This window comes from Eilatimonas milleporae (genome assembly GCF_003688555.1).
Lineage (GTDB): Bacteria > Pseudomonadota > Alphaproteobacteria > Sphingomonadales > Kordiimonadaceae > Eilatimonas > Eilatimonas milleporae.
The window spans coordinates 56,761-76,807 of the sequence record NZ_REFR01000011.1; the positions used below are offsets into that span (position 1 = coordinate 56,761).

The window sequence follows — 20,047 nt, forward strand, 5'->3', positions numbered from 1 at the left end:
TCATGACCCTTTTGCAACAGACCCTTGCCGCCGCCGGATTGCTGGCACTGATAACCCCCGGCACCGCACTGCCGGCCGCGGCCATGCAGGCCGGTGCAGCACAGCCGTCCGGGGACAGCCAAGCGGCGCGGGAAAAAGGCTACGCCATCGCGGAACGCTCCGACAAAACCGATGAAGGCTTTGGCACCAGCACCGTCGATCTCACCATGACCCTCATGGATCCGCGCGGCCGCGAGACGGTGCGCAAACTCCGGATCGACACATTCGAAAAAGAGGGCAGGGGCAGTGGCGACAAATCCCTGACCCGTTTTTTCTCGCCGCCCGATGTGGAAGGGACGGCGCTTCTCTCCCATGCGAAAATCCTCGATCCCGATAATCAGTGGCTGTATCTGCCGGCCCTTCGCCGGGTCAAGCGCATCTCGTCGTCCAACAAGTCCGGACCTTTCGTCGGGTCCGAGTTCGCGTTCGAGGATCTGACCTCGAACGAACTTGGAAAATACGAATACACCTATCTGGAAACGGTCGAGATGAACGGTCTGCAACTGGACAAGCTTGAATGCCGGCCGCTTTATGAACGCTCGGGCTATTCCAAGCTGCACTGCTATTTCGATACGGATGTTTTTCAGTCGCGCCGCGTTGAATTCTTCGACCGCGGCGGCCGCCTGCTCAAGACGCTGGAACTGGACGACTACCGCCAGTATCCGGGCGGCTACTGGCGGGCACATCGGCAGACCATGACCAACCATCTGACCGGTAAGAAAACGGTTCTGGTATCCAGCGATTACACATTTGGCATCAATCTGGACAATCGTGACTTCGAGCCGTCCGCCCTGGACCGGCTTTAGGGCGGGGTGCTGACAATGCGATCCGGTCTGCCCCTTTTGACCGCCCTTTCTGTCCTTGGCGGGGTCCTGACCGGCCCCGCCTTCGGCCAGTCCCTGCGCATCACGCCGGAGGTTGCCGCCGAAAGCAGGATTTTTGTTGACGACCCCCGTTTCGATGGCCAGTTCGGCACCTTTCAGGGCGGGCTGGTGCTCTCGGGCGATCTGCGTTGGACAAGCGCAGACAGAAACACGCGTATCCTGTTCGAGCCCTATCTGCGGCTGGACAGCCAGGACGGGGAAAGGTCCTACGGCGATATCCGCGAGGCCAGCCTGTCTCTCAGGCGCGGTGACTGGGATATTCTGCTTGGCGTCAGCCAAGTCTTCTGGGGTGTGGCGGAATCGCGCAACGTTGTCGATGTCATCAATCAATTTGACGCGATTGAGGATTTCGACGAGGGCGAAAAGCTCGGCCAGCCCATGGTGCGTGTGTCCCGGTCATTCCGTTTCGGCACGATACAGGCATTTTACCTGCCCTTTTTCCGTGAACGGCGTTTTCCGGGTGAAGACGGCCGGTTACGGTTCGACCCTGTGGTCGTCAATGACGCCGCCGTCTACGAGCGGGGCGGTGATGAATGGGCCGGCGATATCGCCCTGCGCTACACCAACCGTTTCGGCGGGTTCGATCTTGGACTGCATGCTTTTCATGGCACTAGCCGCAACCCGTTTCTTGCGCCCGGTGCACAGTCGCAGACGCTGCAGCCTCTTTATCAGGAACTCACCCAGGGCGGGATTGACCTGCAATATACCGGCGGGCCATGGCTGCTGAAGTTGGAGGCCGCCGCCATCGATGTGGGCGGCGATACCTTTGCGGCAACCGTCAGCGGTTTTGAATATACGTTTTTCGGCATCGGCGGCGGGGATATCGATATCGGTATTATCAGTGAATATCTGTATGACGGTCGCGACATGGCGCGCGCACCGATTACCATTTTCGAAAATGATATATTCGCCGGCACGCGCATCACCTTCAACGACACCCAGGACGCGGAAATTCTGGCGGGGGCCTTTGTCGATACCGAGACCGGTGCCCTTATCGCCTCTGTCGAATTTCAGCGCCGCATAGGCTCCAGGCTGCTGCTGGAAGTGGAGGGCCGCGCCTTTACCGGGTCGGGCAACCCCTTTACATCGGCCTTTCAGAATGACAGCCACATCACCCTGCGCCTGACACGGTATTTCTGAACGTCCGCCGGGCCGCTCCGGGCGCTTCCTTACAACAGCCGTTCGACAGACCCGTTCAGTCGGGCCCGTGCACCCCACAACAGAAACGCTGACAGCAGGACAAGAAATCCGACCGGTGCGCTTAGACGTCTGGCCAAGTCTGGTGTCGGCGTTTCTTCGAACGCATAGGGCCGGTAGCGGTCAAAATCGGCAAGCGTAATACGCTGGCGTGCGACCACGGCCGGGCCGACCAGGGCTGACAGGTCGCGCAAGGCGCCGCGGGCCTCTTTCTGAAAACGGTAATAGCGGTCCGCGTCCGCGCCCGCCGCCGCGCTCAAGGCATTCTGAGCGACGATCGCCGGCGACAAATACTGCAGCCAGCCGATGAACTGCCGCCGGCCCTCAAGAGCGCGTTCATATTGCTCCAAAATGGTCGACGTGCGTGTTTCCACTTCACTGTTGGCCAGATAGGCGGCGCGGTAATAGGCTGGCACGCTTTCATCGCCGACCGTCAGCTCCGGATGGTCCAGCAGAAAGCCTGCCGTCAGGCGGTCCACCTCCCGGTTGGCATCGGCCTGTGCACTGCGCATCGCCGACAGATAGGCCAGCCGTGACGGCGTCGGAAAGGCCGCTTCGCCCACCGTGCCCGCCACCGCCGGTATGGCGAGCGTCAGCAGCCCCCACACCGTGACCAGTGTGGCCGCCACCGTTTCAGCCCGCCGGACGCGCGTGGCGACAAACGCGATCACAGCCAGCCAGAAAACGGCGTAGACGCCGGCTGCGATCAACCAGATAGCAAAGCGGGCCAGCCTGTCAGTGGAGGGCGGAAAGCCGCCGCCCGCGAGAGCCACCGCTAACACGGGAAGAAGCACGGCGACGAGGACCACACCATTGCGGAAAACCAGACGTGTCCACATCACCTGTCCCGGACCGATGGATTGTGACAGGATGCTTTGCAGTCTTTTCGTCGACCGGTCCGCCGCCAGGATGTCGAAGGACACCGCGATCATCACAAGCGGCAGCAGAATGACGATGACGAAACTCATATCGATGGTGCCGTAACGCAGCAGTGTCGGATTCGCGAACTGATAATTGGTGAACAGATTGGCCGTGTTTTTCCACGGTGTGATGGCGGCGGAATGTGGCAACAGCATCCCGGCGCCAACGGCGAACTCCGCGAGCGGCGCCGGCGGCAATGTGGCCGGAAAACGCAGGTTCATCGGCCTTGCTGCATAAGCACCGCGGGTGTCTTCTCTGGTTTCAATGGCGGTAAGCTCATCATGCCATGCTTGCAGGCGTGTTTCGATCGATCGTGTGAAATCGGTATGGGTCTCCTGATTTCGTCCATGATAAGTGCCTGCCGCCGTCAGGGCGTAAACACTGACGACAAATGTAATGACCGCCGCCAGGGCACACAGCGGGGACCGGAAGAACTGCTTGTATTCAAGAAGGAGCAGGGCTCTGTTCATCGGGCGGCTCCCGAAACAGCGATGGTTTTCCGGGCACGGGCGATACTCCCGTATGCAAAGGCGAACCCGCCTGCAAGATACAGCGCGATGATGAGCAGACTGGGAATATACCGCGATGCCACATCTGTGAAGCGCGGTGGTATATGCGCGAAATCCTCCACTGCGGTCCAAAGGGCCCTGTCGGCCGTGTACCGGTAGCCGGCCTCGCCCGCATTGTTAAACATGTCTTCATTCAGTTGCTTGACCATATCGCGCCTGTGCCCTTCGGCTGCTGCTGCATATGCCACATGATGGATGCGGTCTGTCCCGGCAAGCCCGGATGACAGAAACGCCACCGCCACCGTCGGGGACATCAGTGCCGTCGCTGACATCAGCGTTTCCTGCCGTGCATGCACGGTGTCGAGCTCGCCATATATGGCATCGAACAGGGGATTGGCGTCCTCCTCGCTTTTTTGCAGCTGATAGGCCTCCCAGTTGACCGGCATATCCTTGACGTCGCTGACGCCGTAGCGTGCCATCAGCTCCGCTTTGTCGGCATCCTGTTTATCACTATCCTCCCAATAGGCGCTGGAGGCTGCCGACAGTTGCCGTTGTATGTCTTCGGTCCCCTGCTGTTTGAATATGGTTCCGGCCATGCCTGCTGACAGAACCGGCATGACAATCACCATGGCAGCCCATATCGCGATCAGCGTCAAAAAGGCATCGCGCCGTGTCTTCACAAGCGCCGAGACACCGACGGCGATCAGTCCCATGATGATGAAATAAACCGTGTAAAGGGCCACAAGGCCGATCAGGCGGACACTGAAATCCGACACGGATGTCTCGTGACCCGCACCGGCCGTGATCAGGACACCGACGCCGAGAGCCGGTGCCAGCACCAGCAGCATCGCCGCCATGCCGCCCAGAAGCTTGCCGGATATGATGGCCGGGGCGGCAACGCCACTGGCGACCAGTTGCCGCAGTGTGCCGTCCTCCCTTTCCCCCGCGATGGTGGAAAACAATAGCAGAATGATCACAAGCGGACCGACGCTTTGCAGAACCCAGGCCGGTGTCAGGGCTGCCAGTCCAAGTCCCTGCGCTGTGTCTTCGGCCCGGCGGAACAGGGCCGGATCCCGGTAATGCGCTTCCATCCAGATGGCGATCCCCGCATGGTCGACGATGCCGGGATCAAATGCCGACAGGCTTGGCACCGGTTTGAAGGCATAGCGCGCGAAATGTGCCGCTGAATGCGGGTTTCGGGCGCCTTGGCCATCCCATACGGTCCGGTCCATTTTTTCCGCTGCCATATGCTCTGCCTCGAACGCGGTTGTGCGTTGCACACTGGCAAGGGCGGCGGCAACCATCAGGCCGGTCAGCAGAACGGCCAGGGCCAAGGCGGGCCCGTTACGGGTCAAAAGCCTGATTTCATTGAGGGCGATGGCGGAAGTCATGCGGCCTGTCCCGTCTCGCCGTGCATATGGGCAAGATAGACACGCTCAATCTCGCCTGCGTCCAATGTGTCGGCGTCCAATATATCCACCAGTTGTCCCGATTTCATGATCCCGATCCGGCTGCCCACCTCCTTGGCGCGGAAAACGTCATGGGTTGCCATCAGAACCGCGCACCCGTCTGCCTGCAGCTTTTTCAGCAGCGCGCAAAACCCGTTCGCTGCGGCAGGGTCAAGTCCCGACAGGGGTTCGTCCAGAAGCAGCACCCGCGCCTTCTTTGCCAGCGCAATGGCAATGCCGACTTTCTGCCGCATGCCCTTGGAATAGGCGCCTGCCTTGCGTTCGGCGGCGTCCCGGTCGAGGCCGGCCTCCGCCAGAATGTCCAGCAGGGCCTCGCGAGGGGTCCGCTCTCCCGCCAGGCTGTCGAAAAACTCAAGATTCTCGATCCCGCTCAGGGTTGGGTAGAGGGCCACATTCTCCGGGATATAGGCCAGACGTTTTCTGGCGTCTTCCGGTGCATCGGCCACATTGCAGCCATCCACGAACGCGGTTCCGCCCGATGGCGTCAAAAACCCCAGAAAAAGATTGATCGTCGTGGTCTTGCCCGCACCGTTCGCCCCCAGAAGGCAGAAAATCTCACCTTCCGCGATGCTCAGATTCAGACCGGACAGTGCGGTCAATCCATTGAAATTTTTCGATAAATCCTCGGCCTTTAGCAATGCGTGCATTCTTGCCGTCCTTCATCTGTTTGAAAGCCGGGGCCATCCTTGGGCAAAACAGGAGAAAACCGGATATCATGCCATCAGACCCGACCCCGATACCTACTTTAGGTTCTCAATTGTTATACCATAACATTACGCATCTTATATCAAGGACTATCGGCACTGCGTACGCCCGGATTGGATGCGCGTGCGGCAGGCGGCCCTGGCGGTATAATGATGTTTGCGCCCGGTTGCATTCCACCTGAAACCGAATAGTGTTTGGCATGGCGGCGGCCGTGCCGGCCCCGGAAATCATATGACCCGGAATACGACCCCGATCTCATGAAAGGTGATCCATGAAAACCCGTATTACAGAGCTTTTCGGTATTGAACATCCCATCATACAGGGCGGCATGCATTATGTCGGATTTGCCGAAATGGCGGCCGCCGTCTCGAATGCCGGTGGCCTGGGCATCATTACGGGACTGACCCAGAAAACCGCCGGCGATCTCGCTAATGAAATCGCCCGGTGCCGCGACATGACCGACAAGCCCTTCGGTGTCAATCTGACCTTTCTGCCGACGCTGAACCCGCCCGATTACCCGGCCTATGTAAAAGCGATTATTGAAGGCGGGATCAAGGTGGTGGAAACCGCCGGGAGGAATCCGGAACCCGTGCTGCCGGCGCTGAAAGATGCCGGTATCAGGGTCATCCATAAATGCACCTCCGTCCGCCATTCGCTGAAAGCGCAAAGCATCGGCTGTGATGCGGTATCGGTTGACGGGTTTGAATGCGGCGGCCATCCGGGCGAGGATGACGTGCCCAACATGATCCTCCTCCCCCGTGCGGCGGACGAGCTGGAAATCCCCTTCGTGTCCTCGGGCGGTATGGCCGACGGCCGGTCGCTTGTCGCTTCCCTTGCCATGGGGGCGGACGGTATGAATATGGGCACCCGCTTCATCGCCACGAAGGAGGCGCCGGTTCATGACAATGTCAAAGCCGCCATCGTCGCCGCATCCGAGCTGGACACCCGCCTGGTCATGCGGCCCCTGCGCAACACCGAACGGGTTCTCAGCAATGCGGCGGTCGAACGCCTTCTGGAAAAGGAGAAGGAACTGGGCGCCAGCCTCAAATTCGAAGACATCATCGAGGAAGTTGCCGGCGTCTATCCCCGTATCATGACGGAAGGCGACATGGATGCGGGCGCCTGGTCCTGCGGCATGGTGGTCGGTCTGATCAACGACATTCCCACCTGCAAGGAACTGATTGACCGCATCATGTCCGAGGCCGAGCAGATCATCCGGCAGCGGCTGGAAGGCGCTCTCGCCGAAACGGTTGCCGCCGCCTGACCCGGCGCACATGCCCATCCTGCCACGCGGGTGCCTGCCGGCTGCCCGCGTGGTGACGGCCCCGAACCGGTGCCCCCAGATCCCTTGCTCTCAGATTCCTTGCCCCCAGATTCCTGCCATCAGACCCTTAGCGGTCGTGCCTGTTGCGATCAGGCCGCGTCCCTGAACCGGGCTGCCAGGTCCTGCATGGCGTCGATATAGGGGCCGGGCCCGTAACTGACACGGGCCACTCCGAGCGCCGCCAGGTCCTGCACGGACGGCGCCCCGTCCAGCATCATGACATTGACCGGCAGGCTCACGCCGTCGCAAACCTTGCCGATCAGGTCCCCATCGACAAGGCCGGGCACAAAGAAACCGCTGGCACCCGCTTCCGTATAGGCTGCGGCCCGGTCCAGTGCATCCGCCAGCAGACCGGCATGTTTGCTGCGGTCGGGTTCCTTCAGGAAAACATCCGTTCTGGCGTTGATAAACAAGGGCAGGCCGGTGCTGTCCGCCGCCTGACGGATTGCTCTGATCCTGTCCGCCTGCGTCTGCGTATCGTACAGCCCTTCGCCGTTAACAACCCGGTCTTCGTAATTGATGCCGGTGGCCCCTGTCTCCATAAGCCGGGCGGCATTGGCGGCGGTGTCTTCCGCCGTCTCGGCGTAACCGCCTTCGAAGTCGACAGTGACCGGCACGTCCACCGTTGCCGCGATGCGCCCGGCGATCCGCAGGAGTAGGTCCAGCGGGATTTCCTCGCCGTCGCCGTATCCTTGTGCCGCCGCCACCGACCAGCTGCCGGTGGCAACCGCCTTTGCGCCGGCCTCGGCAATGGCCCTGGCGCTGCCAGCATCCCAGATATTGTACAGGATCACAGGATCCCCAGGCACGTGAAGGTCAGCAAACAGGCGGGCTTTTTCGGTTTGGGTCATGATCTTCTCCCTGAAGATGAAAATGGTGAATGGGGTGCGATAAAAGCGTCTGCCCGCTGTCGGTCGGCCTCGTCTGCGGAGTTCCGGCGGTGAAGAGAAAATCGGTCTCAACGGTCGGCATGCCCGTTACCTTTGAGTATCCCGACCGCCAGGTCATGGGGCGGTATTGATTGGTCGGGGACATGCTTTCTGTCTGCCGTTTCTTATGTCGGCGGTGCCTGCGGCGTGTCTGCCACGGCCGCGCAGGGATGACGGCGGCCGTCCGTACAGCTTTCGGAAGGCGGCGTTCATGCGCCGGACGCTGCCGAAGCCGGCCTGGGCGGCAACATCCGCCATCGCAAGCCGGGTGTCGCTGATCAGCCGTTTGGCCCTTTGCAGGCGCAGCGTCTGCGCCACCTGAATGGGGGATGCGCCCAGATGTTCCGCAAACAGGCGCGACATGTGGCGCGGCCCGATGCCCAGCCGGTCTGACAGGGCCGCGACGCTGCCCTCGTCCAGGGCGCCGGCCTCGATCAGTTTCAGGGCCCGTTCCACCGTGCTCCGCGTGCCGTTCCAGGCCGGGCAGAAGGGCGCGGTTTCCGGCCGGCAACGCAGACAGGGCCGGTAGCCGGCCTGTTCGGCCCCCGCCGCACTGGGGTAAAAGCGGATATTTCTGGTCAGCGGTTGCCGCACCCGGCAGACCGGGCGGCAATATACCCCCGTGGTATCGACCGCGACAAAGAACACCCCGTCAAAGGCGGGGTCGCGGCGCAGCCGGGCCTGATTGCATGTCTCGAAATCCAGCATGTCTCCGGACTATCATATCTGCCCCCGCCGGCGCGAGGGCGCCTGAAAGGATGATGTCCGAAAGCGGCCGGTCTTTCCGCATACCCGGTCAAGCGGATCCTGATCCGCCCGTTATGCGGATTCTTCGTTCAGTCCCAGCCGTTAGGGCAGGTCTTCAGGCCCAGAGCTCGTCAGTCCAGAGTCATCAGGACCCGCTCTCTGTGCCGTCCTGCTGTTGCTCATGCCACTGCGGCATGCGGCGGCACCATTCGCGCCATGCGCCTTCGGCCAGTAGGCCGGCAGGCGCCGGCAGGAACAGGGGCAGGTCCAGCGCGGCGCGGGCCGCATGCACGGCCTCATCGCTCAGTCGGCTGCCGTCCGCCGGGTTCCAGCCCTGGGCAATGGCGGTTTCAACCAGATCCAGTTCCTGGCCCCAGTAATAAAGCTCCTCAGCCTGGACATTGGCCTGCATCTTTCGTGTCTCGGCCAGGTTTTCCGCCTGTCCCATGACCGGCCACGTGTCGGCAAACATGAAATCGACCGGCGTGTCCGGTTTCCATTCCCGGGCGTCGGCCATGATGACGCGCACCTTTTCCCATTCCGCCGGGCGGTGTTCGGGCGGCAGTGTCTGCTCGAACAGGGCCGGCACCTGAGGGTTGATCTCGATGACCGTGACCCGGTCCACATCTTCGCGGCAGGCGGCGGCCACAGCGGTCCAGCCCATGCCGAACCCCATGATCACCGTGTGTCCGCGGGCAGGGCGCACCCCCCATTCGCTGCTTTCGATTTCCAAAGGCGTGGTCGACATCCATGTCTTGGGGGCGTCGCCCCTGTGCGACAGGATGGCGGCGTTCTGGATGAAATATCCCTTGTCCGAACGCCAGTAGCCGATGCCCGAGGCAAAAGGCATGACCTGCAATTCCCAGTCGCCATATGTGCCGGGTTGATAGGCCGGCATGTAAAGATCGGTTGAAAACAGGGCAGGTGTCTCTGACATGGCGGTCTCCGCGACGGGATGTGGGCATTGGTGGGGCGTTCGTGGCCGAAAAGGATATCATCTTGTGCTCAGATCGACTTTTAATTGAGTTTTACCCACTGTGAAAGACGGTTTTTCCGCTTGCGAAACGGACAATTGAAAATCAACGTTCCCTGCGGCACCTTCCGGGACGAAGCCTGTGCGGTCCGCGTATGGCAGCACCGGTGTCGGTTTCCGACAGCCGGCCCGGTCATCCCGGAGCGCGCAATCGATGCCAGGCAGTTCAGGACAAGACCATGACCGATCCGGTGACAGTTGCACGCCCCGGCCTTGTCGTCCGCGCAGCGGCAGGACAGGACTTTCCCGCCATACACGCCATTTATGAACGGGAAGTGCTGCACGGCGTCGCCACGTTTGAGGAAGACCCGCCCACGGTGGACACCCTGCTGTCGCGCTGCGACACGGTCCGGGCTCTCGGTCTGCCCTATCTGGTGGCCGAACTGGATGGCCGGGTTGCCGGCTATGCCTATGCGGCCGAATACCGTTCGCGCCCGGCCTACCGCTGGACGGTTGAGGATTCCGTCTATGTCGCAGAAGGGATGCACGGGCGCGGGGTTGGCACCGCCCTGCTCCAGGCCCTGATTCACCGCATGCGAGGCCGGGCCCTGGCGCCAGATGATCGCCGTCATCGGCAACAGCGGCAATGCCGGCTCAATCGCCCTGCATGCGCGTCTCGGCTTTCGCACCGTCGGCACGTTCCAGGCCGCCGGTTTCAAATTCGGCCGCTGGGTGGACACCGTCCTCATGCAGCGCCCGCTCGGCCCCGGCGCGGACAGCCCGCCCACCTGATTACCGAGCCGTCCGGTGCCGAACGGTCCGGGACGGCGCCCGCCGGGTACGGTGCCCATCCCATGGCCGGGGTGGGGTGGAGCTTGCGGCCTTGCCCGTATCTTATGTCCGGGTTGCCCGCTTTACTGGTCGGGCTCGATTTCCAGGGCCGTTCGTCTGCGTCTTGGCGTCGGCGCCCAGATGTCGTCCGCCATCAGGGCCTCGGCCCTGGCCTCCGCCCGGTTCGGCAGACGTGTCAGGAAATCCAGCTGTGTGGCCCGCTCGATCGCGTCGATGCTGGTGATGTGGCGCTGCGACAGTTGTTCGCGCCCGGCGGACTGTGGAATGGTCAGGGCCAGGACCTCCACATTCGACATGCGGCCGTAAGGATAGCGTATGGGGTCGAAAAGGATGCAGTAATAGGATTCTGGCACGGGGATTTGCACACCGCTGCCGCTGCGGGTCACCACCGGCGGATTGTCGCCGAAAATCGGTCCCACCAACACCCACACATGGTCCATGGCCGGTGCATAGTCATTCAGGATGCGGGCTTCCAGATTGGCCCAGATGCCCTGATTCATACGGGCGTATTGCGGGCTCATATTCGACATGAAAAAGGTTTCCATCTGGGCCAGCCGCCCGAATTGCTGGTTGATGGCCTCGTTCGGCACCAGATGGCCCCGGTTTAGCGGAACCTGGCGGCCACCGGCATTCGGGTCGGGGTCCGGGATCTTGCCGAAGGGGCGCGGGTCGATCCGGTCGCCCGCGGACAATCTTTCATCGTCATAGAACAGCTGCGGCCGGTCATAGTCCACATGATGGTCGGCGTCCGCCACCCGGTACGCCGCCCACAGCGGCTGCTTGCGGAAGGATGAAAAGCCGACCACATATCCGTGATTGATCAGCACCGTGACCTTGTGGTCCGGATCCTTGTTGAACGGACGGCCGTTGAAACAGAACAGGTCGATCAGATATTCGGACGGTTTGCAGTCCGGATGGATTTCGGAATTGTCGTATGTGTCGTCTGTCTCAGGCATTGTTGGTCCCCCAGGCATGCCGGCTGTTGCTGTCGGCCCGCGAAGCGGCGGCCCCTTCCCACGGGTGGCCGCCGGCCAGACCGGTGCGTGGACAAGGAAAATCCGCCCAGTGATCTTCCGGGATCTTCCGGTGACCTTTTGGGATCTTAAGGGCAAATCATATTCCCTTTAAGCGGGAAGATGTGACACTTTTTCAGGTGATGCGCGACAGGGCCGCCCTGCGGGGCGGTGCCCGTTTCCCACCGTCAGACCTGCGGCGCCCATACCGGCCGCGTCAAAGCCACGGGTCCAAATGCTTGGGCCATGGCTCCCGCTGTCAAGGACGGGTGCAAGGCGGCGGCTTACCCGTCCTTTGATGCGGGGAAAGCGCCGTGCCGCCCGGCGCCGCCGGCAAACCGTCCGGCGCCGGCGGCGGTCTCGCCGCTGCCGATGGTGTCGAGGCCGCGCCGCAGTTCAAAGCGCGTGGCCTCCTCCAGGCTCAGGTCCCACTGCGCCAGCACCGAGGCCCGGTCGTTGCGCATACAGTTTTGCGGAAAGGCGGCGATCTGCCCGGCCAGTTCCAGCGCGCCTTCAAGGGCCTTGCCCGGTGGGGTCACCCGGTTGGCCAGACCGATCCGCAGGGCCTCGTCCGCCGCCACCGGGCGGCCTGTCAGGATCAGGTCCAGCGCGTGCGACTGGCCGATCAGACGCGGCAGCCTGACCGTGCCAAGGTCGATCAGGGGCACGCCGAAGCGCCGGCAGAAAATCCCGAATGTGGCGTCTTCCGCCATCACCCGCAGGTCGCACCAAAGGGCCAGTTCCATCCCGCCGGCCACCGCATAGCCCTCCACCGCCGCGATCACCGGCTTTGACAGGGTCATGCGGGTCGGTCCCATGGGGCCGTCGCCGTCCTCGGCCACCCGGTTGCCCCGGCCGTCCGCCAGCGCTTTCAGGTCCGCGCCGGCGCAGAAATGGCCGCCGTCGCCTTGCAGCACCGCCACCGATGCCCCGGCATCTTCCTCAAACTGCTGGAATGCCGCCGCCAGGGCCGCGGCGGTGGCGCCGTCGACGGCATTGCGGCGTTCGGCCCGTCTGATGGTGACGACGGCAACGGACCCGTCACGCGCATAGCTCACAGTCATTGCATTCCTCCAAGTAAAAGACGGCGGATCAACCGCATTGACGCACAGAAAAGACGCCACCGCCACCCCATGACTGTCCATGCCCGTCCATGCCCATACGAGGTGGCGCTGCGCCCTGTATCGACTGGGGCCATGGGCGGGCATAGGCGGCGTCAGGCAGGGTCCTCAGGGGGGCGGCGGGTGGCCGGGACCCGTGGTTTGCAGGCTGCCGCCGGCGGACGGTCCGTCATCCGCGTGTATTTTTTACAGTGGTCTCGTGGGGCTCCGCAGTCTGGGCATATCTGGGCGGGGCGCCGTTTGGTCGGGGTCGGAACCGGTTTCCGTGTCCTCCAGACAAGCCGTGGGTCGTGCTCCGTCATTACATTGCTTCCGTACCTTGGGGTGTCGCGCCAAGCTACGGACAATGGGCTGCGCGACGCACTCTGTTGCTCCCACATGCCCAGTCTTCCCAATCCCAGTCTCCTGGTCCCGGTGTTCCCGGTGATTTTATGGGGTCCCCAGCGGTTCCATGGCTAAACCAATATGGCGATCAGTCAATTTTTGCGTGGGTTTTTATGACTATAACACCCGTTTTTTAGTCATTTCCTCACGAAAAAAAGCAATCTTAAAGCGATGTAGTCAGAAGGGAACAGGGCTGTGCCGGAGGGAAAGGCTATGGCGCCGGTTCTGAATTGTAGATGAAGAGGAATTGCAGACAAAACCGGGGGTTGGGTTTTTTCCGCCAAGGGCCTCTCGGTGAACCGCTGTTTTCCTTGGATTCCGGGCTTTGTCTCCTATGCGGATGGGGTGGCATCACAAGGCTATCAACCCTTTGTGATACAGATATCTGTTTCCGCAGGTGAGGGGATTAGGAGGTGTTGTTTTGTCATAGGCGCGAGGGTCCCTCTTAAAATTCAAGGGCTATCATGGCTGAAAGGCTGAAGCGCGGAAATGAAGTATACGGCAGAGCAAGCCGGATGCGGCCGCGCGCACCGGCCGAGACGTGTGGTGCGAAACCTGTCTTGACGTGGTCTTCCCTGTCCGTCATCAGAAACCCAAGGGTTTGGCACCGTGAACGCGCAGCGGATTGATCCGTGGTCGGGTCCGAACACACTTGGGCGTCTGGCCGGGCTTTGCCGTCCGGCAGGCACTTTACGGCTGTCATACTGTCCGACGATTGGGAAAGGCTCCAGGTACTTTGCGACTTTTCCGATCCGGCATGAAGGGAAACAAGGTTCATGAAAACACGCGCGGCCATTGCGGTGGCACCCAACCAGCCCTTGGTGATCGACGAGGTGGACTTGAGCGGCCCCAGACAGGGCGAAGTGCTGGTGGAAATCATGGCGACCGGCATTTGCCATACCGACGCCTACACGCTGGAGGGCAAGGATTCCGAGGGCATATTCCCCTCCATCCTCGGCCATGAGGGCGCCGGCATCGTCCGCGACGTCGGACCCGGCGTCACCAGTGTCCAGCCGGGTGACCATGTGATCCCGCTCTACACGCCCGAATGCCGCACATGCAAAACCTGTCTCAGTCAAAAATCCAATCTGTGCACGTCCATCCGGGCGACGCAGGGGCAGGGGGTGATGCCGGACGGCACCAGCCGCTTCAGCCTCGGCGGCGAGACGCTGTATCATTATATGGGCTGTTCGACCTTTTCCAATTTCACCGTCATGCCCGAAATCGCGGTGGCCAAGGTGCGCAAGGACGCGCCCTTTGACAAAATCTGCTATATCGGCTGCGGCGTCACCACGGGCATCGGGGCGGTCATCTACACCGCCCGGGTCGAGGCCGGCGCCACCGTGGCGGTGTTCGGTCTGGGCGGCATCGGCCTCAATGTGATCCAGGCGGCCCGCATGGTCGGCGCCGACAGGATCATCGGCGTCGATGTCAACCCGGCCAAGCGGGCCATGGCGGAAAAATTCGGCATGACCCATTTCATCAACCCGCTTGAGGTTGGCGCGGACAAGGTTGTCGACGCTATCGTCGATGCCACCGACGGCGGCGCCGATTACAGTTTCGACTGCACCGGCAAGGTGGACGTGATGCGCCAGGCGCTGGAATGCTGTCACCGTGGCTGGGGCCAGTCCATCATCATCGGCGTGGCCGAGGCGGGCGAGGAAATCGCCACCCGGCCGTTTCAGCTTGTCACCGGGCGGGTGTGGAAGGGTTCGGCCTTCGGCGGGGCGCGCGGCCGCACCGACGTGCCCAAAATCGTCGACTGGTATATGGAAGGCAAGATCAACATCGACGACCTGATCACCCACACCATGCCGCTGGACAACATCAATAACGCTTTCGATCTGATGCATCAGGGCAAAAGCATCCGCTCCGTGGTGCAATACGCATGACCGCCCCGGATAATATTCTGGAAAACGGCCAGGAAAACGGTTCCGGGACCGGAACAGTCGCCGCCCTTGAGACGGTCGCCACCGCGACATGTTTCGGCGGCACGCAGGGCACCTATGCCCATCACAGCGTCGTCACCGGCACGGCCATGCGTTTTGCCGTGTTCACGCCGCCGGGCGACGGGCCGTTTCCGGTCCTGTTCTGGCTGTCGGGTCTGACCTGCACCGAGGACAATTTCACCCAGAAGGCCGGGGCGCAGCGTGTGGCGGCCGAACTGGGCCTGATACTGGTCATGCCGGACACCAGCCCGCGCGGCGATGATGTGCCGGACGATCCGGACGGGGCGTATGATTTCGGCCTCGGCGCCGGCTTTTATGTGGATGCGACGGTGGCGCCGTGGGCGCGGCACTACCGCATGTACAGCTATATCCGCGATGAACTGCCGCCCCTGGTGGCGGCTCATTTCCCGGCCGACATGGACCGCCGTGCCATATCCGGCCACTCCATGGGTGGCCACGGCGCCATCACCATCGCGCTGAAAAATCCGCACATGTTCCGCTCCGTGTCCGCCTTCGCCCCCATCGCGTCACCGTCCCGCTGCCCGTGGGGGCAAAAGGCGCTCAGCGGCTATCTGGGGCCGGACCGGGCGGCTTGGCGCGGCCATGACGCCTGCGCCCTGATCGGGGATGGGGCCCGCCTGCCCGATTTGCTGGTCGACCAGGGTGCGGCCGACCCCTTTCTGGACGAGCAACTGCAGCCCCATCTGCTGCGGGAGGCCTGTGCGGATGCCGGCCAGCCACTGACCCTCAACCTGCGTCCCGGCTACGATCACAGCTATTTCTTCGTCGCCAGCTTTATCGAGGACCATCTGCGCTGGCACGCCGCCCACCTTTAGAAAACGGCCTGCCAGCACTGTTTATCTGTGAACGGCCTGCCATATGCGGGAGACAGCCCCGTCTCTCTTCCCCTGGCGCGTGTCCGGGGCGCAGTCTTCCGCAGCTGCACCCCTGAAAGTCAGCCCCCCTGTCCGGTTTCCATGGTCTGAAGTCCGTCGGCAGGCGGCCAGTTTCATGCCGGATTTCCGGCTTTGGCATTCCCCTGCCGAAGCCCGTGATTTTCCCGGTGAGACCTGTGTCAGTTTCAGGACTATTGAATCCTATAATCGCCTTTTCATAGTTTATTCACACGTGAAGGGAGAGTGTTCCATAATATTGCCAGAATGCTGTTATTGAGCCTGACTGTAATACCAATGAGTATTATTTGTACAACTGTCATAAATAAAGACATCATAAGCACATTTTCAGGTTGTATATTGTAGAAAACGCACCTCAGAAGAGAAAAATGCGAGAATTGCGGGCAGAATTAAAGTATAGGTAACGCGGGGGTGTGAAGGATACTTGCGAGGCCAATGTGAAAGGCAGGTATCCGGGCTTCAGAGGGGTTGTGTACGTGAGAGGGTTACAGCTTGATCCTGCATTGGACCTGAGCGGTTTTGACGATGACAGCGATATTGCACCCGGTCTTTCCGGGTTGAACGGGTCGGCCGCCCCGTCGGCCAATGGCGGCCCATCTTCTGGTCCCTCTTCTGGTAATGGCGCGGCCAATGGTCATGCGGGCGATGCCGGTGACGGCAAGGGCTATTCCCTGTCCCAGTTGTACGACAAATATGCAAAATACCTGTACGCCTATATCCGGGCGGCCTTTCGCGAAAGCGAACCGGACGACATTGTCCAGCAGGTGTTCGTCAATATCGCGAAATCCCACAACACCGAGGATATTGCCAACCCCAAGGCGTTTTTGCGCCGGTCCGCCCACAATGTTATCATTTCCCGGCAGCGCCGGGAAAACACCTTCAATGCCTATCGCCAGGCCGAGGCCGTGCGCCAGCATGACGGTCCGCAAGGGCACCAGATCACGCCGGAACAGATCGCCAGCGACAGGGAAGACTTGCAACGCATCATACAGGTCTTGAAAAGGATGCCGTACAAGCGGCGGCAGATTTTTATCATGCACCGTATCGACGGCGTGCCGTGTGCGCAAATCGCCCGGCGTCTGGGTATATCGCCCTCCGCCGCCAAAAAGCATGTTGCCAAAGCGGTCCGTGATCTGGATGAATTTATGAATATGTCGGGAACCAGCCTTTCAGATGACCATGCCGATACATGACGACGACAGGATCCGGGCGGAAGCGTATGACTGGGTTGCCGAACTGACAGATGCCGATGTAAGCCCGCAAACCCGCGACGCATTTGAACAGTGGCGCCGCCGTGACCCCCGCCATGACCAGATTTATGCGCGGGTGGCGCGCACCGCCGCGCTGGCCGGGGAAATTCCCGCGCATGATCTCGCCGTCCTGAGGGGGCCGGCCACCTGGCGCGAAAGATTGGCCGGGGTGATCACAGGCCTTCTGGACGCGGTTCGGCCCCATGGGCGCTGGTCTGTGCCACGCGTCGCCGTGGCAGGCCTGGCCGCCATGTGCCTGGCCGTTGTGCTTGCCGGCCTTGTCACCCTGCGACCGCCGGCGCCGCAGGTTCATACCACGGCGGTGGCTGAAATCCGTGATGTCCTTCTGGCCGATGGCAGCACCGTTACGCTCGGTGCCCGCTCCCGCATCGATGTGCGCTTCACGGACGGGGGCCGCCATGTCCGCCTCCTGGAGGGGGAGGCCTTCTTTTCTGTTGCCAGCGATGCGGCCCGCCCGTTTTTCGTCGAGGCTGACGAGACCCTGGTCCGGGTCGTCGGCACCAAATTCGGCATGCGCCGCGGGCCGTCGGGCCTGCGTGTCGCGGTCGAGGAAGGTGTGGTCGAGGTCAGCCGCCCGGCGAACCGCCGGCAATCGGGTGCCCCGACCCGCCCGGTTGACAGCGATGTTGCGGACCGACCGGCTCCCGCCGCCGTCCTGACCGCGGGCAAGCAGATCGTCTCCACCACCGATACCGCCATCAGCGCTGATCAGGTCAAAGACATCGCCGCCCCGCCCAGCGCCTGGCGGGATGGCCGCCTGATTTACGAAAACGCCAGCTTTTCCGACATCATTGCCGACATCAATCGCTATTATCACGGCCAACTGGTCATCATATCCGACGATCTGGCGGATTTGCGCTTCAGCTCGGTGTTCCGCACCGATGAAATCGACAGCGTGGTGGACTCCCTGCCGGCCTATCTGCCGGTGGAACTGATCCGCCAGGGCAACAGCCGCATCCTGATCCGCAGTCTTCCGGCCCACCGCCAAAATCCCGATGCCGTGCCCGCTAGCACCCCGAGCGCCGCCACGGCTCTGGAAACCACCATCGGTTAACGCGCACGCCCTGACTGACGCGTGGAACCCCGGCGCTCGGGGGCCTGCGTGGGCTGCTGGCCGGTCCGGTATTTCATGCCTTCGCCGTCTGACACGGTGCACGGTGGCCCGGCCCGATCTGTCCCGGTTCCGATCTGTCCCGGCCCGATCTGACTTGGATTGACCCGGCGCATCTGGGCGTTTCCGGCACGGCATGTGCCCCGAGTGCCCGCACCGCCCTACACACCCGGTTCTCCAACGCGGTGTCTCTCGGCGTGCGGGTGTGGAGCATACGCTTTTCGGTCTTGTGATTAATCGTTTTGATTGTTTTCTGATGGTACCCGCCCGGCGTGTGCAAAACAGACCGGCCGTGGCCCCGGCCATGTGGCGTCCCCGCCGCTATGGACGGCACGAAAACTCTTTATATACGGCCTGTCAGGGGGTTGCGGTGGTAACGACGGTGCTGCCGCCTGTTCAGATCATACAACTCTGGGGGTCTTTTGGCCGCAGTAACAGAAATGTATTATTGATGACCTGACCGGTCTAATTATACCTTTGCGAGAAAATAGACAGGTTTTCAGTAAAACTGGGGTAGACATGAACGCATTGACCAAATGTTTTCCAAAAGGTGTCAGCGACCTCACCTCACCGGAAGAGGTTGCGGCGGTGTTACGGCGGATTTATCCGGACAATCCCGGCGCCGATGTGGCGCGCCGGCAGGAGCGCGCCTTGGCCCGAAACAAAATGGAAGACTATTTTTTCTGGGAAAAGGTCAAGCTGCTGCTCGGTACCGGCGACGGCTTGCCCGCCCCGCAGGAAAGCGCCGTCGCTGACGACTGGGCCTGCGCCGTCGGTCTCGGCACCGGCGCCAGTCACTGATCAGCCACTGATCGGTGGACCTGACCGGGCGTTGGTCGTCTGCGTATCGGTCTTTGACCGGCAGGTGTTTTAGTTTGACCGGGCCGCCCTGCGGTATCAGGCGCGTTGAAACAGGTTTACTGGCTGGCATGTTTGATCATGCCGGCCCTTTTTTAATGCCCCCAAGCCTTTTTGGACCTCCAATACACCCTGCGGCCCAATATACTCTTTGACAACGCCCCTTGTGCGGCCGCGCGTCCGGGGTCCCGGAAGTCCCGCGTCTGCGCTGGTGGTCGCCCGCCGTACCATCTGCCGTGTCCATGCCATTTGCGATGCGTGTGGCTGCCGCCATCGGTCACAGGTAGGTCTGCCGCCCGCCGAGGCTAAAATCCCACAACCCGTGTGGATCAGCCCGTGGTTAGGGCCCTCCTACACTGTGCCCGTCCGCCGCGCGGGCGGGCCATGTGCCGCCCGGCCCGTCCGGCCACAGTCCGCTCACAGTTTTGTTTTGTCGATCAGACCCCATTTCATCGCCTGATAGATCGCGCCGCAGGTTGTGCTGGTGCCCAGTGCCGCCTTCGCGTCCGCGATATGGCGCCGCGCCGTTTCCGCGCTCATGTCCAGAACCGATGCGGCCGCGTCCAGTTCCAGGTCACGGCTCGCCATGATGGTCAGCAGCATCAGCGCGCGTGGGTGCAGATCCATGGGTTCGCTTTCGATCCGGCCGGCCTTGCGGCAGGGGGCCGACACGCCGCTTGTGGCCATAACGTCTCCCCCATGGGATGGACTGGAAGGTTTCTGTCTCACACTGCGGCCGTTTCCCCGTGATGCCATGGCGGCCTGTATCGGGCTGCCACACCATTATGTATTGCCAATATCAACTCTACAGTAGCTGAGTTGTAATTCGCCGTCTAGGCGAAAGGATTGGTAAAATGCAGACTGTATAGATGACGTA

The 20,047-nt window shown here is 61.8% G+C and carries 17 protein-coding genes and 1 pseudogene; 9 read left to right on the forward strand and 9 right to left on the reverse strand.

The features are described from left to right. Positions 1 to 2 precede the first annotated feature (2 nt). Together BXY39_RS08515 and BXY39_RS08520 are read left to right on the forward strand one after the other, a co-directional pair. Positions 3 to 845, forward strand: coding sequence for an outer membrane lipoprotein-sorting protein (locus tag BXY39_RS08515; RefSeq protein ID WP_121938451.1), 843 nt, complete (start codon positions 3 to 5; stop codon positions 843 to 845). Between the two features lie 15 nt (positions 846 to 860). Next, complete coding sequence (locus BXY39_RS08520; RefSeq protein ID WP_121938452.1) at positions 861 to 2,063, forward strand: hypothetical protein; 1,203 nt, start codon at positions 861 to 863, stop codon at positions 2,061 to 2,063. Positions 2,064 to 2,092: 29 nt separating this feature from the next. Here BXY39_RS08520 and BXY39_RS08525 read toward each other — a convergent pair whose 3' ends face one another. The 3 genes from BXY39_RS08525 to BXY39_RS08535 are packed head-to-tail and all read right to left on the reverse strand — an operon-like array spanning position 2,093 to position 5,657. After that, complete coding sequence (locus tag BXY39_RS08525; RefSeq protein WP_121938453.1) at positions 2,093 to 3,511, reverse strand: DUF3526 domain-containing protein; 1,419 nt, start codon at positions 3,509 to 3,511, stop codon at positions 2,093 to 2,095. Then, positions 3,508 to 4,941, reverse strand: coding sequence for a DUF3526 domain-containing protein (locus BXY39_RS08530; RefSeq protein ID WP_121938454.1), 1,434 nt, complete (start codon positions 4,939 to 4,941; stop codon positions 3,508 to 3,510). Before BXY39_RS08530 ends, BXY39_RS08525 begins: the two co-directional genes overlap by 4 nt. Further along, positions 4,938 to 5,657 (reverse strand): ATP-binding cassette domain-containing protein, encoded by a 720-nt coding sequence (locus tag BXY39_RS08535; protein ID WP_121938947.1) that lies wholly within the window; start codon positions 5,655 to 5,657, stop codon positions 4,938 to 4,940. The genes BXY39_RS08530 and BXY39_RS08535 overlap by 4 nt, the downstream gene beginning before the upstream one ends. Positions 5,658 to 5,995: 338 nt before the next feature. Between BXY39_RS08535 and BXY39_RS08540 the strand changes: the two genes are divergently transcribed. After that, positions 5,996 to 6,988 (forward strand): NAD(P)H-dependent flavin oxidoreductase, encoded by a 993-nt coding sequence (locus BXY39_RS08540; protein WP_121938455.1) that lies wholly within the window; start codon positions 5,996 to 5,998, stop codon positions 6,986 to 6,988. A 149-nt stretch (positions 6,989 to 7,137) separates the two neighbouring features. On the opposite strand, the gene BXY39_RS08545 is transcribed toward BXY39_RS08540, so the two are convergent. The 3 genes from BXY39_RS08545 to BXY39_RS08555 form a co-directional block, all read right to left on the reverse strand. Next, a complete protein-coding gene (locus BXY39_RS08545; protein WP_121938456.1) occupies positions 7,138 to 7,899 on the reverse strand; it encodes an isocitrate lyase/PEP mutase family protein in 762 nt (253 codons plus the stop codon). Positions 7,900 to 8,052: 153 nt separating this feature from the next. Further along, positions 8,053 to 8,685 carry a bifunctional transcriptional activator/DNA repair enzyme AdaA gene (locus tag BXY39_RS08550; protein ID WP_121938457.1) on the reverse strand — a complete coding sequence of 211 codons (633 nt, stop codon included), beginning with the start codon at positions 8,683 to 8,685 and terminating at the stop codon, positions 8,053 to 8,055. Between the two features lie 184 nt (positions 8,686 to 8,869). Next, the gene (locus BXY39_RS08555; RefSeq protein WP_121938458.1) at positions 8,870 to 9,661 is read right to left on the reverse strand and encodes a hypothetical protein; all 792 of its coding nucleotides are present in this window, start codon (positions 9,659 to 9,661) and stop codon (positions 8,870 to 8,872) included. 275 nt (positions 9,662 to 9,936) lie between these two features. Here BXY39_RS08555 and BXY39_RS20010 point away from each other — a divergent pair. Further along, a pseudogene (locus BXY39_RS20010) lies at positions 9,937 to 10,489 on the forward strand (N-acetyltransferase family protein). Between the two features lie 122 nt (positions 10,490 to 10,611). Here BXY39_RS20010 and BXY39_RS08565 read toward each other — a convergent pair. Next, a complete protein-coding gene (locus BXY39_RS08565; protein ID WP_170163716.1) occupies positions 10,612 to 11,505 on the reverse strand; it encodes a DNA/RNA non-specific endonuclease in 894 nt (297 codons plus the stop codon). Positions 11,506 to 11,846: 341 nt separating this feature from the next. Further along, complete coding sequence (locus tag BXY39_RS08570; RefSeq protein WP_121938460.1) at positions 11,847 to 12,626, reverse strand: crotonase/enoyl-CoA hydratase family protein; 780 nt, start codon at positions 12,624 to 12,626, stop codon at positions 11,847 to 11,849. Between the two features lie 1,217 nt (positions 12,627 to 13,843). Here BXY39_RS08570 and BXY39_RS08580 point away from each other — a divergent pair. From BXY39_RS08580 to BXY39_RS08600, 5 genes are all read left to right on the forward strand, one after another. Then, positions 13,844 to 14,959, forward strand: coding sequence for an S-(hydroxymethyl)glutathione dehydrogenase/class III alcohol dehydrogenase (locus tag BXY39_RS08580; RefSeq protein ID WP_121938462.1), 1,116 nt, complete (start codon positions 13,844 to 13,846; stop codon positions 14,957 to 14,959). Then, complete coding sequence (gene fghA, locus BXY39_RS08585) at positions 14,956 to 15,852, forward strand: S-formylglutathione hydrolase (protein WP_121938463.1); 897 nt, start codon at positions 14,956 to 14,958, stop codon at positions 15,850 to 15,852. Before BXY39_RS08580 ends, fghA begins: the two co-directional genes overlap by 4 nt. A 554-nt stretch (positions 15,853 to 16,406) precedes the next feature. Continuing rightward, a complete protein-coding gene (locus BXY39_RS08590; RefSeq protein ID WP_170163717.1) occupies positions 16,407 to 17,123 on the forward strand; it encodes an RNA polymerase sigma factor in 717 nt (238 codons plus the stop codon). Continuing rightward, entirely contained in the window at positions 17,110 to 18,255 is a 1,146-nt protein-coding gene (locus tag BXY39_RS08595) for a FecR family protein (protein ID WP_170163718.1), read from the forward strand. Before BXY39_RS08590 ends, BXY39_RS08595 begins: the two co-directional genes overlap by 14 nt. A gap of 576 nt (positions 18,256 to 18,831) precedes the next feature. Continuing rightward, positions 18,832 to 19,113, forward strand: coding sequence for a hypothetical protein (locus tag BXY39_RS08600; protein ID WP_121938466.1), 282 nt, complete (start codon positions 18,832 to 18,834; stop codon positions 19,111 to 19,113). A 474-nt stretch (positions 19,114 to 19,587) separates the two neighbouring features. Here BXY39_RS08600 and BXY39_RS08605 read toward each other — a convergent pair whose 3' ends face one another. Beyond that, positions 19,588 to 19,857 (reverse strand): hypothetical protein, encoded by a 270-nt coding sequence (locus tag BXY39_RS08605; protein ID WP_121938467.1) that lies wholly within the window; start codon positions 19,855 to 19,857, stop codon positions 19,588 to 19,590. Between the last annotated feature and the right edge of the window lie 190 nt (positions 19,858 to 20,047).

Coding starts and splice junctions, on each gene's coding strand:
- BXY39_RS08515 (WP_121938451.1), top strand. CDS start 3: ATGACCCTTTTGCAACAGACCCTTGCCGCCGCCGGATTGCTGGCACTG.
- BXY39_RS08520 (WP_121938452.1), top strand. CDS start 861: ATGCGATCCGGTCTGCCCCTTTTGACCGCCCTTTCTGTCCTTGGCGGG.
- BXY39_RS08525 (WP_121938453.1), bottom strand. CDS start 3,511: ATGAACAGAGCCCTGCTCCTTCTTGAATACAAGCAGTTCTTCCGGTCC.
- BXY39_RS08530 (WP_121938454.1), bottom strand. CDS start 4,941: ATGACTTCCGCCATCGCCCTCAATGAAATCAGGCTTTTGACCCGTAAC.
- BXY39_RS08540 (WP_121938455.1), top strand. CDS start 5,996: ATGAAAACCCGTATTACAGAGCTTTTCGGTATTGAACATCCCATCATA.
- BXY39_RS08545 (WP_121938456.1), bottom strand. CDS start 7,899: ATGACCCAAACCGAAAAAGCCCGCCTGTTTGCTGACCTTCACGTGCCT.
- BXY39_RS08550 (WP_121938457.1), bottom strand. CDS start 8,685: ATGCTGGATTTCGAGACATGCAATCAGGCCCGGCTGCGCCGCGACCCC.
- BXY39_RS08555 (WP_121938458.1), bottom strand. CDS start 9,661: ATGTCAGAGACACCTGCCCTGTTTTCAACCGATCTTTACATGCCGGCC.
- BXY39_RS08565 (WP_170163716.1), bottom strand. CDS start 11,505: ATGCCTGAGACAGACGACACATACGACAATTCCGAAATCCATCCGGAC.
- BXY39_RS08570 (WP_121938460.1), bottom strand. CDS start 12,626: ATGACTGTGAGCTATGCGCGTGACGGGTCCGTTGCCGTCGTCACCATC.
- BXY39_RS08580 (WP_121938462.1), top strand. CDS start 13,844: ATGAAAACACGCGCGGCCATTGCGGTGGCACCCAACCAGCCCTTGGTG.
- fghA (WP_121938463.1), top strand. CDS start 14,956: ATGACCGCCCCGGATAATATTCTGGAAAACGGCCAGGAAAACGGTTCC.
- BXY39_RS08595 (WP_170163718.1), top strand. CDS start 17,110: ATGCCGATACATGACGACGACAGGATCCGGGCGGAAGCGTATGACTGG.
- BXY39_RS08600 (WP_121938466.1), top strand. CDS start 18,832: ATGAACGCATTGACCAAATGTTTTCCAAAAGGTGTCAGCGACCTCACC.
- BXY39_RS08605 (WP_121938467.1), bottom strand. CDS start 19,857: ATGGCCACAAGCGGCGTGTCGGCCCCCTGCCGCAAGGCCGGCCGGATC.